This window comes from Streptomyces sp. NPDC107581 (assembly GCF_055657175.1).
Genome location: NZ_JBVKBH010000008.1, coordinates 28,401 through 38,433, shown reverse-complemented (window position 1 = coordinate 38,433; position 10,033 = coordinate 28,401). Strand labels below are relative to the sequence as shown.

At 70.8% G+C, this 10,033-nt stretch carries 5 protein-coding genes and 1 pseudogene; 1 reads left to right on the top strand and 5 read right to left on the bottom strand.

Going from position 1 to position 10,033, the window contains the following annotated elements; genetic code table 11:
* Positions 1–149: 149 nt before the first annotated feature.
* The 3 genes and pseudogenes from ACZ7P3_RS21545 to ACZ7P3_RS21535 form a co-directional block, all read right to left on the bottom strand.
* Entirely contained in the window at positions 150–2,195 is a 2,046-nt protein-coding gene (locus ACZ7P3_RS21545; protein WP_472083961.1) for a thioredoxin domain-containing protein, read from the bottom strand.
* 389 nt (positions 2,196–2,584) lie between these two features.
* Entirely contained in the window at positions 2,585–4,243 is a 1,659-nt protein-coding gene (locus ACZ7P3_RS21540) for a recombinase family protein (protein ID WP_472083959.1), read from the bottom strand.
* A 56-nt stretch (positions 4,244–4,299) separates the two neighbouring features.
* Positions 4,300–5,097, bottom strand: a pseudogene (locus tag ACZ7P3_RS21535) (thioredoxin domain-containing protein); the annotation flags it as partial.
* 431 nt (positions 5,098–5,528) lie between these two features.
* Between ACZ7P3_RS21535 and ACZ7P3_RS21530 the strand changes: the two are divergent.
* A complete protein-coding gene (locus tag ACZ7P3_RS21530) occupies positions 5,529–8,732 on the top strand; it encodes a tetratricopeptide repeat protein (protein ID WP_472083957.1) in 3,204 nt (1,067 codons plus the stop codon).
* A gap of 63 nt (positions 8,733–8,795) precedes the next feature.
* Here ACZ7P3_RS21530 and ACZ7P3_RS21525 read toward each other — a convergent pair whose 3' ends face one another.
* Both ACZ7P3_RS21525 and mca read right to left on the bottom strand, forming a co-directional pair.
* Positions 8,796–9,059: a hypothetical protein gene (locus tag ACZ7P3_RS21525; protein ID WP_472083955.1), complete on the bottom strand. Its 264-nt coding sequence runs from the start codon at positions 9,057–9,059 to the stop codon at positions 8,796–8,798.
* Complete coding sequence (gene mca / locus ACZ7P3_RS21520; protein WP_472083953.1) at positions 9,052–9,933, bottom strand: mycothiol conjugate amidase Mca; 882 nt, start codon at positions 9,931–9,933, stop codon at positions 9,052–9,054. Before mca ends, ACZ7P3_RS21525 begins: the two co-directional genes overlap by 8 nt.
* Between the last annotated feature and the right edge of the window lie 100 nt (positions 9,934–10,033).

Here is a 10,033-nt window from a genome sequence, read left to right as displayed (position 1 = left end):
GTGGAGACAGTAGGGGGGATCTGTGAAATGCGGGAGCTGTTCCGATAAATAGCGTGTTTCGGAACGTCGTGCGGGAAGCGGTACCTATCCGAACACCCGCTCACATACGGACAGTTCGACTCCTCCGCCCTCCCCTGCCTCTGCCCTGTTCAGCGGGTGTTCAGCGCCGCTCCCAGCCGTTCCGGATCCGTCGTCGGGGCGTCGCAGGTGAAGTTACGGCAGAGGTACGCCGCCGGTTCACCGCCCACGAGCGGACGGTCGGCGAGCAGCGGGAACTCGTCACTGTCCGGAGTCCCCGCGGCGACGACCGCGCCCGGGGCGGTGCCCAGAAGTGCCGTACGGTGCAGGGCGGTTGTCCGCTCCTCGGTGAGGGACGGACCGACGACGGCGACCTCCCGGGGCCCGTCCAGCAGCGCCTCCGAGACGGCCAGCCCCCAGCCGATGAACCGGGGCACGCGCGGCCCGAGCGTCCTGACGACCCCCAACGCCCGTTCCGCGGCCGTCCGATGGGACTGCGAACCGGTGTGGGCGGCATAGCCCAGCAGGGCGCCGGCCGCCGCGGTCCAGCCGGACGGGGTGGCGTTGTCGGTGGGGTCCTGGGGCCGGCGGATGAGCCGCTCGGCGTCGGAGGCGGTGTCGTACAGGGCGCCGCTGCCGGGGTCGGTGAAGCGGGCGAGCACATGGTCGAGGAGCAGTCCGGCGAAGTCGAGCCACACCCCCTCCCCCGTCACGGACGCCAGCGCCAGGAAGCCCTCGGCGACGTCCGCGTAGTCCTCCAGCACGCCCGCGTTGGCGCCCGCCCGGCCGTCCTTGCTGGTGCGGGCGAGCCGGGCGTGCTCGTCCAGGTGCACGCGTACGAGGAGGTCGGCGGCGCCGACGGCGGCCTCGACGAGGTCGGGGCGGCCGAAGTAGGCGCCGGTCTCGGCGAGCGCGGCGATCACGAGGCCGTTCCAGGCGGCGACGACCTTGTCGTCCCGGCCGGGGGCGGGGCGCTGCGCCCGCTTCTCCAGCAGCCGGCCCTTGACCGACGCGACCTTCTCGGCGTCGAACACGCCCTCGGTCTGCGGAAGCTGGAGGACGGACCGCCCGTGTTCGAAGGTGCCTTCCCCGGTCACCCCGAAGTACTGGACGGCCAGGTCGCCGTCCTCGTCGCCGAGCGTGGCGCGGAGCTGCTCGGGGGTCCACACGTAGTACGCGCCCTCGACGTGCCGTCCGCTGCCGTCCTCGCTGTCGGCATCGAGCGCCGAGGCGAACCCGCCTTCAGGGGTGCGCAGTTCACGCACCAGGAAGTCGGCGGTCTCCAGCGCGACACGGCGGGCCAGACCGGATCCGGTGGCCCGCCACAGGTGCGCGTAGACCCGGCACAGCAGCGCGTTGTCGTACAGCATCTTCTCGAAGTGCGGCACCAAGGGTCCACCCGCCCTCGGTGTGAGCACGTACCGGTGGAACCCGCCCCCCACCTGGTCGTACAGACTCGAACGAGCCATCGCGCCGCACAGCCCTTCCGCCATCTCCAGCGCCGCCACGGAACCGGCCCGCACGTGGTGGCGCAACAAGAACTCGATCACCATCGACGGCGGGAACTTGGTGTCTCCCTTGAACCAGCCGCTCGTGGGGTCGATGTCTCGGGTCAGTTGGAGGAGTGCCAGAGCCTGAGTCTCCTCGGTGGGCGTCCCGGCATCCCCGGCGCTCAACTCCCGCGCGGCAAGATCCCGAGTGATCTTCCCCGCGACTTCCCCCACCTCGTCCCGTCGGCTCGTCCAGGCGCTGTGCACACCTTCGAGCACCTGGCGGAAGGACGCCATGCCATGGCGAGCCTCGGGCGGAAAGTAGGTGCCGAAGTAGAAGGGCTCCCCGTCCGGCGTCATGAACACGGACATGGGCCAGCCGCCCTGCCCGGTGGCGGCTTGCACGGCCTCCATGTAGACCGCGTCCACGTCGGGCCGCTCCTCACGGTCCACCTTGACGGACACGAAGTGCTCGTTCATGTACGCGGCCGTGTCGTCGTCCTCGAACGACTCGTGCGCCATGACGTGACACCAGTGACAGGCGCTGTAGCCGACACTCAAGAACACAGGGACGTCACGCCGCCGGGCTTCTTCGAACGCGTCGATCTCCCAGGGCCACCAGTCAACGGGGTTGTCCGCGTGCTGAAGGAGGTACGGAGACGTGGCCTGCGCGAGTCGGTTGGGCATACCCCCATCCTTGCGCACCCGCCTCCGCCCCGCCCATGCGCCACGGAGGCAGCGCACGAACAGGACGAAGAGGTGCCAGCCCAGTGCTCGCGCGGCCGGACCGGCAGACGAGTGGCGGCACTGCGCCACCACCACAGACCCCGGCAGGCGGGCAGGGAGAGCCCGAAGAACGCCCCGCACCGCGCGCACCACGGCACCCGTTCTCCGGATCCGTGGGGCACAACGGGCACGGGACCATTCCTCTCGCAGCACGTAGTGGGGAAACGGTCCCCGCCCCCTTGCTGACCGTCTCGGCCGCCTGCCCTTCTGTAGCTCAGCGACCGGGACGGGCCTTGTCCTCCCACTCCTGCCGCCCCGCGCCGCCGCGATCACGGAAGTGCGCTTCGAACTCACTTCTCGGTGGTGGTGTCCCTCTTCGACAGCCAGTCGAACTCAAGTCGTTCCAGGATCGGGGTGTGGTCTCCCTGCCGTGCGGCGGGCTTGACCGTGATGCCCTTCCTTCCAAGGGCGCACTTCAGGAGTATCCGCTTGTCCGCCATATCCGCCGCTTCCCACGCCTCACGCAGAGTGTCGATCTGGGTGAGGGGCGAGAGGTCCGCCTCCGCGTCCAACGCTTCAAGGGTCGCCGTGGCGGACTCGATAACGGCGCGCTGCCCTTCGCTCAGCTCCTCGAAGCGCTCTTCGTCCATCTTCCCGTACACATAGAAGTCGTCTTCGAGCTTCTTCACACGCCGCTGGGCCGCCTCAAGGGCTTTCTGGGCCTCGTCCTTCTTCGCCTGCGTTTCGGGGTCCGCGAAGGCCAGCCATCGACGGGCTATCTCGATGACCACCGGGTCACCGGGCTCAAGGGCGGTGATGTGGTGGATCCAAGCCTGTCCAACCGCATGGTCGATGCGGTCGGCGAGGGTCACCACTCCCTCGCAGATCGACTTGCCCCGCGTCTGCCGGACCTCGCACCGGTAGCGTCCGCCACGGTGGCTCATCGAGCCGCCACACGGATCAAGCTCGCCCGCGCCCTTCTTGTCCCGCAGCCGCCCGCATCGGTAGCTCCCCGTCCCCAGGTACTTCGCTTCCGGCTTCCCCCTCGCCCACCGATCATCGGTCCGTTCTGCGATGAGGGCCTTGATCTTGAACCACTCGCTCGACGTCACAACCCCCTTGCCACACATGACGACTTCGCCCTTCTCATTGCGCAGGGGCTCGCCGTACCCTTCCCAACTGTCCAACGGGTTGCCGTGCTCGTCCGTCTTGCGACGCCGGACCGGGACCATGCCCGCGAAGAGCGGGGACTGAGCCAGCTTGCTCACCGCCGTGGGCGACCAGGTGGCACCGCTCCGGGTCCGGCATCCCTCGTCATTGAGTTGGTGGGCCGTGTCCTTCGTCGTCCTCTTGTCGAGCAGGAGGTCCGCCAGCCTGCGAGCTGTGCCGTACTCGTCGGGATGGGGTTCGACCTTGCCGCTTCCGGGGGCGCTGTAGAGACCGAACGGTGGCCTGCCCGTTCCTCTTCGACCTTCCGCCTTGTGCGAGTCATGGCCGATCTTCACGCGCTTCGCTATGTCCTTCGCTTCCTCCCTGGCGCGTTCGCTCAGGATCGCGAAGACCATGCGGCCGCCCTGCGACGAGTCCAACCCTTCGGATACGGAGACGAGCCGCGATTGCCGGCGGTCGAACTCGTCGAGCATCCGGCCCACCGCCCCCATGCCGCGCCGATCGAAGCGGTCCGTCTTCCACACAGCGAGCGTCTTGGACTTGCCGTCCATGATCGCTTGTGTGGCCTTCTCGAACTTCCTGCGCCGTACGTAGGCCTTGGAAGCCGAGAGCTGTTCAAACCAGACGTGCCGGATCTGAAGCCCGTTCGCCTGCGCCCAGCGCACCACGTCTCGCAGATGCCCCCGCAGCGTGGCCAGGTCTTCCTTTTTGTTGCTGCGTCGCAGATAGGCATCCATGAGGCCGGGCGGGTCCGCCGTCGCAGCCTTGTCCAATCCCAGAGTTCCCAGTTCCTCAGAGCTGAGCCCCAACTCAACGAGCGTCGCGTGATCCTCGCGCACCACAACCCCCTCTGTTCTCAGGGGAAATGGTACGTAAGTGATGGATCTTAGACAGCCACTTTCCCAAAGTGCGGCACCACCCAGTCACGGTCGACGGAGTAGCGGGCGAAGCCGCCGCCGAGCTGGTCGTAGATCCCGCCCCGGGCCATCCGCTCACAGGTGTCCTGGGCCATCTGCAGTGCGCCCTCGGACCCGGTGCGCGCGTGGTGGCGCAGCAGGAACTCCAGGACCATGGACGGCGGGAACTTCGGCGCGCCGCCGAATCCGCCGCGCTGCGGGTCGTACTCCCGGGTGAGTCCGAGGAGGGCCTGGGCGAGTTCCTGCTCACCGGGCGCCTCGGCACCCTGGTGGCTGATCTCCCGCTCGGCGAGGTCGCGCACGATCTTCCCGGCGACCTCGCCGACCTCGTCGCGCCGCTCCTCCCAGGCCTGCCGGACGCCCTCCAGCACCTGCCGGAAGGAGGGCATGCCGTGCCGGGGCGCGGGCGGGAAGTACGTCCCGAAGTAGAAGGGCTCGGCGTCCGGGGTGAGGAAGACGGTCATGGGCCAGCCGCCCTGGCCGGTGGCCGCCTGGACGGCCTCCATGTAGACGGCGTCGACGTCGGGGCGTTCCTCACGGTCGACCTTGACGCTGACGAAGTGCTCGTTGAGGTAGTCGGCGGTGGCCTGGTCCTCGAAGGACTCGTGGGCCATGACATGACACCAGTGGCATGCCGAGTAGCCGACCGACAGCAGAACGGGAACCTCACGCCGCCGCGCTTCCTCGAATGCCTCCGGCGTCCAGGGCCACCAGTCGACGGGATTGTCGGCATGCTGAAGCAGATAAGGCGAGGTCACACCAGCCAACCGGTTCATACGTCCCAGCCTCTCGCAATGCCCGGCCCGGCCAGTGGTGCCCGCACGGGCTTGCTTGCGCCCGCGTTTCGCACCGCCCAAGGAGCCGGCGCACGAGACGGCGGACACCGGCTCTGCGGACGCGGCCGCCGCCAACAGCAGCGCCGGCGAGCAGAACGGGCCGACCTCGAACATGTCCTGCCGCTCCACCGGATCGAGCGTCCGGACACCGCAGGACAGCAGGCCTGGCTCGGCAGCGCCGGGCCCATGGCGGCCGGCGCGGGCGTGGTGTGCCGGAAGGGCACCGGGCCGGCGCCCACGCGCAGGACGGCCCTGCACCGGCGGGCTGCCGTGCAACCCTCACCCAGCCCCTGATCACCGCCCCCTCGCGTTCCCGCCACCCCCGAAGCACACTCGTAGGCAAAGGAGTTGCCGCCGGAGGGGGACGGGACATGCGGAACGACCATCGGGCGGAGGCCGAGCGGCTGCTGGCGCGGGCCGTGGAGGAGGAGGTGCGCCGCTCCGGCGGGCGGACCGACGGACGGCTGCTGCTGTCGCGGGCACGCGGGGCCCTGGACACCATCGCGCGGCCGGCCGCCGAGGAGTACGAGGCCTATGCGCAAGCACTCGCCGAGACCGAGGCGGGCCGCCTCACCTTCGGCCAGCGCTACGCACGCCAGGGCGCCGGAACCGCCCTGCTGGTGGCCGCGGTCACGGCGGCAGGCGCGGCCGTGGCCGACCTGTCCCTGGGCACCGGCGCGGGCACGGCGGCCGGGGCGGGCGTCGCCGCCGGTGTGCTGGGTGCCGCCGTCACCGTGATCAAGGTGGCCGGCTCCCATCTGCCCGCGGCCCACCATCGCGCGGGCGCGGCCGGCCAGCCCGGCGGCCCGGAGCAGCTGCGGCTGCAGTGGCTGACCGCACTGGAGGTGCGCGGCATCCGCCCGTTCCTCGACCAGCAGCGGGTGCTCAGCGCCTCCACGGGCCCCAAGCCGCCGGGCGGCCCGGCGCTGCGCGGTTCGGACAAGAGCGCGGCGGCCCGCAGACGCACCGTGCTGGAGCAGTCGTTCGGTCAACTGCCGGTACCGGCCGGTCCGTTCGCGGGCCGCCGCCAGGAGGTGGCGCGGATCAGGCAGTGGGCGCAGGCGGCCCGTGCGGCCACCGAGACCCGGCCGACGGTGGTCGTGCTGCACGGCGAGCCCGGCTCCGGCCGTACGACGCTCGCGGTCCGCGCGGCGCACGAGCTGAAGGACCACTTCCGGGGCGCGGTCGTGGTGGACCTGCGCGGCGGCAGCCGGGAGGGACCGTCCCTGCCCACCCGCGACGCCCTGCTGCACCTGCTCAACCGCCTCGGCGCACCCCGCGAGCAACTGCTGTTCCGCGAGCGTTCCTCCCCCGACCAGCAGGTCAAGCGGCTCGGCGAGCTCTACCACCGGCATCTGACCGGCCTGCCCGTGACGATCGTGCTGGACGACGCCTGGGACCCGGAGCAGGTACGCGCACTGGTGCCGGAGCACTCCGACAGTCTGGTCCTGGTCACCGCGCGCACCGCCCTGGAGCTGCCCGCGGACCTGCCCGCCTGGGTGCACCACCTGCCGGTGCGGCCCCTGGACGCGGCGGGCGCCGAGGAACTGCTGAGCGCGGCCGCCGAGGACGCCTCGGGCCCGTACGACGCCGAATCCACCGACCTGATCCGGCAGTTGTGCGGAGGCCTGCCGCTGACCCTGCGCGCCGCCGGCTCGGCGCTGGGCCCGCGCTCGCCCCGGCAGCTGGCCACGGACCTGGACGCGTACGGCCCGGTGGATCCGGTGGAGCGGGTGCTGTGGCTGCGCTACTCCGACCAGCCGGAGACCACGCGCCGGCTGCTGAGAAGGCTCGCGCTGGCCGGCCGGGCCTCGCTCGGCGCGGCGGCGGCCGCCGCCCTGCTCGCCACCGACGAACCGGAGGCCACCCGGCATCTGGTCGCCCTCGCGCAGGCCGGTCTGATCGACCACGTCCGCGGCAGCCGCTACCGGCTGCACGATCTGGTGCGGGCCTTCGCCCAGGGCCGTCTGCTGGACGAGGAGGACCCGGCCGAGCGCGCGGCCGCACAGGAGCGGCTGATCGTGAACTACGCGGAGCTCGCCGACTCGGTGCTGCGGCTGGTCGACGGGAACATGTCGACGCGTTCGGACCGGTTCGGCCCGCACGGCTTCACCTCGCTGGACGAGGCGCTGCGCTGGCTGGACGACGAGTCGAGCTTCATCACGGCGGCCCTGCGCCAGGCCGAGGGCGTGAACCAGGCGGCCGTACAGAACCTGCTGGGCGCACTGTGCGACTACTGCCTGCTGCGCGGCGACCTCTACCGGCTCGGCGAGATCAGCGAACTGGCCCAGGCGGTGGACCAGGGTCTGCTGGTGCGCTCGGTGCAGTGGCGCACCGGTATCGCGGCCCGCCAGCTGGGCGAGCTGGACAAGGCGCGCACCACCCTCGCCTCCGTCGTGGACCTCTACCGGGAGGCCCATCACGACGCGGGTGCGGCCCGCGCCCTGTGCTCCCTCGGGATCACCCTGCACCACCAGGGCAACCTCACCGAGGCGGCGGCAAGGCTCCAGGAGGCTCTGGACCTGCAGGCGGCCCCGGAACTGGAGACGGACCGGGCCTGGACGATGCACGCGCTGGGCGCGGTCCAGCGCGACCGCGGCCGCCTGTCGGAGGCCCTGGACCTGCTCACCCGCTCACTGGTCCTGCACCGCGAGGGCGGCTCCCTGCACGGCGAGGCCTGGGCCCACTTCCAGCTCGGCCAGCTGGCGCTGCGCATGGGCGACGTACCGCGCGCGGAGAGGGAACTGCGGGCCGCCCTGGAGCGGTACGGCCAGACCCACGACGCCCGCGGGGAGGCCTGGGCGCTGACCCAGCTGGCCCGGGCACGGCTGGTCGACGGCGATCCCTCCCCCGCCGCCGAGGCGCTGCGCCGGGCGGCGGCCCGGCACCGGGACAACGAGGACGCGCGCGGCGAGGCCTGGACGCTGTACTACCTCGGCCAGGCCCTGGAGGAGACCGGTGAACTGAGCCAGGCGGTGCGCGACCTGGAACGCTCCCGCACGATGTTCTCCCGGATGCGGGACGTCTACGGCCTCGCCTGCGCCCGGCACCACTCGGCCCGGGCCACCCGCGACCAGCGGGCCGCGCAGACCGGATCCCTGCGCAACTCGGGCTTCGCCCGCCAGCTGCTCGTCGACGCCCGCGCCGACTTCCAGCGCATCGGCGTCGCCCACGGCGAGGCCTGGACCTGCCTGGAACTGGCGGTGGTGGACGCCGGCAACGCCCGGATCCAGCAGGCGCTCGCCCTGTGCGACGAGGCGCTGACCCTCTTCACGTCCCTCGGCGACCGCCGCGGAGAGGACTGGGCGCGCTTTCTGCGCTGCACCCTGCTGCCGTACGCGGCACCGGGCGGGATCGAGGTGGGGACGGCGGTGGCCCAGGAGGAGCTGGCCCAGTTGTCGCGCGCCACGCATCCGCTGCGGGACGAGAAGCTGGGCGAGTGGGTACCGGCCTACGCCCTGCTGCTGGAGCGGGGCGTCAGCCTGGAGACGGGCTGGCAGGCCTGGCGCCTGCACATGACGCCGGACCGCCACGCCCGGGAGGTGATGGGGGTGACGGTACCGGCGCAGCAGTGAGACGGCCGTCGGACCCGGCGGTGCCGAAGCCATCGGGCCCTGTGTCCCAGCCCTGCCGCGTGCCTAGCCCTGCCGCGGCTCGACCGGGTCGGAGGCCTTGCCCGAGCCGACCGGGGCGGCCTCCTTCTTGGAGGGGGCCGCCTCCTTGAAGTCGACCTTCTGCATGTGCTTGTTCATCGACTTCATCAGGCCCCACACGGCCAGGGCCATCACCGCGAAGACGATGAAACCGAGGACGCCGGGGGTGACCTTGTTCTCGTCGACCTCCTTGGCGAGGGGGACGAGATGCGTCACTGCCAGGCTCACGCTTGCACTCATGTCAGGCATTGTCGCGGATGCCCGCGAAGAGGTCGTCCTCGGGGAGGGAGGTGTCGACGAGCGACTTCGCCAGCTCGTACTCCTCCGTCGGCCAGACCTCCTTCTGCAGCTCCATCGGCACCTTGAACCAGCCGCCGTCGGGGTCGATCTGCGTGGCGTGCGCGATCAGCGCCTTGTCACGGATCTCGAAGAAGTCCGCGCACGGAACGTGCGTGGTCAGGGTGCGCTCGGTGCGCTCGAACTCGTTCCAGCGCTTGAGCCACTCCCCGTACGGCGACTCCAGGCCGCGCTCCAGCATCGCGTTGTGCAGGGCCTCGGTGCGGGGACGGTTGAAGCCCTGGTTGTAGTAGAGCTTCAGCGGCTGGTAGGCCGGTCCGTACTCGGCCTCCGGGTACTTCTCGGCGTCCGCCGCACCCTCGAACGCCACCATCGAGATCTTGTGGGTCATGATGTGGTCGGGGTGCGGGTAGCCGCCGTTCTCGTCGTAGGTGGTGATCACCTGCGGACGGAAGGCGCGGATCTTCCGCACCAGCTCGGCCGCCGCCTTGTCGATGTCCTCCAGGGCGAAACAGCCCTCGGGCAGCGGCGGCAGCGGGTCGCCCTCGGGCAGGCCGGAGTCGACGAAGCCGAGCCACTCCTGGCCGACGCCGAGGATCTCGCGGGCCTCGTCCATCTCCTTCTTGCGCACCTCGTGGATGTGCTCCTCGATGTATGCGTCGCCCTGCAGCTTGGGATTGAGGATGGACCCACGCTCTCCGCCGGTGCAGGTCACCACCAGCACGTCCACCCCCTCGGACACGTACTTCGCCATGGTGGCCGCGCCCTTGCTCGACTCATCGTCGGGGTGCGCGTGAACGGCCATCAGTCGCAGCTGGTCAGTCAAGACTCAATCCTTGGTATGTCGGCGCCCCGGTGTCTTCGGGTGCGATCGGCGGCTTCTATAGTGACCGAATCGGGGGGCGAATAATTCCGGGGTCGCGCCC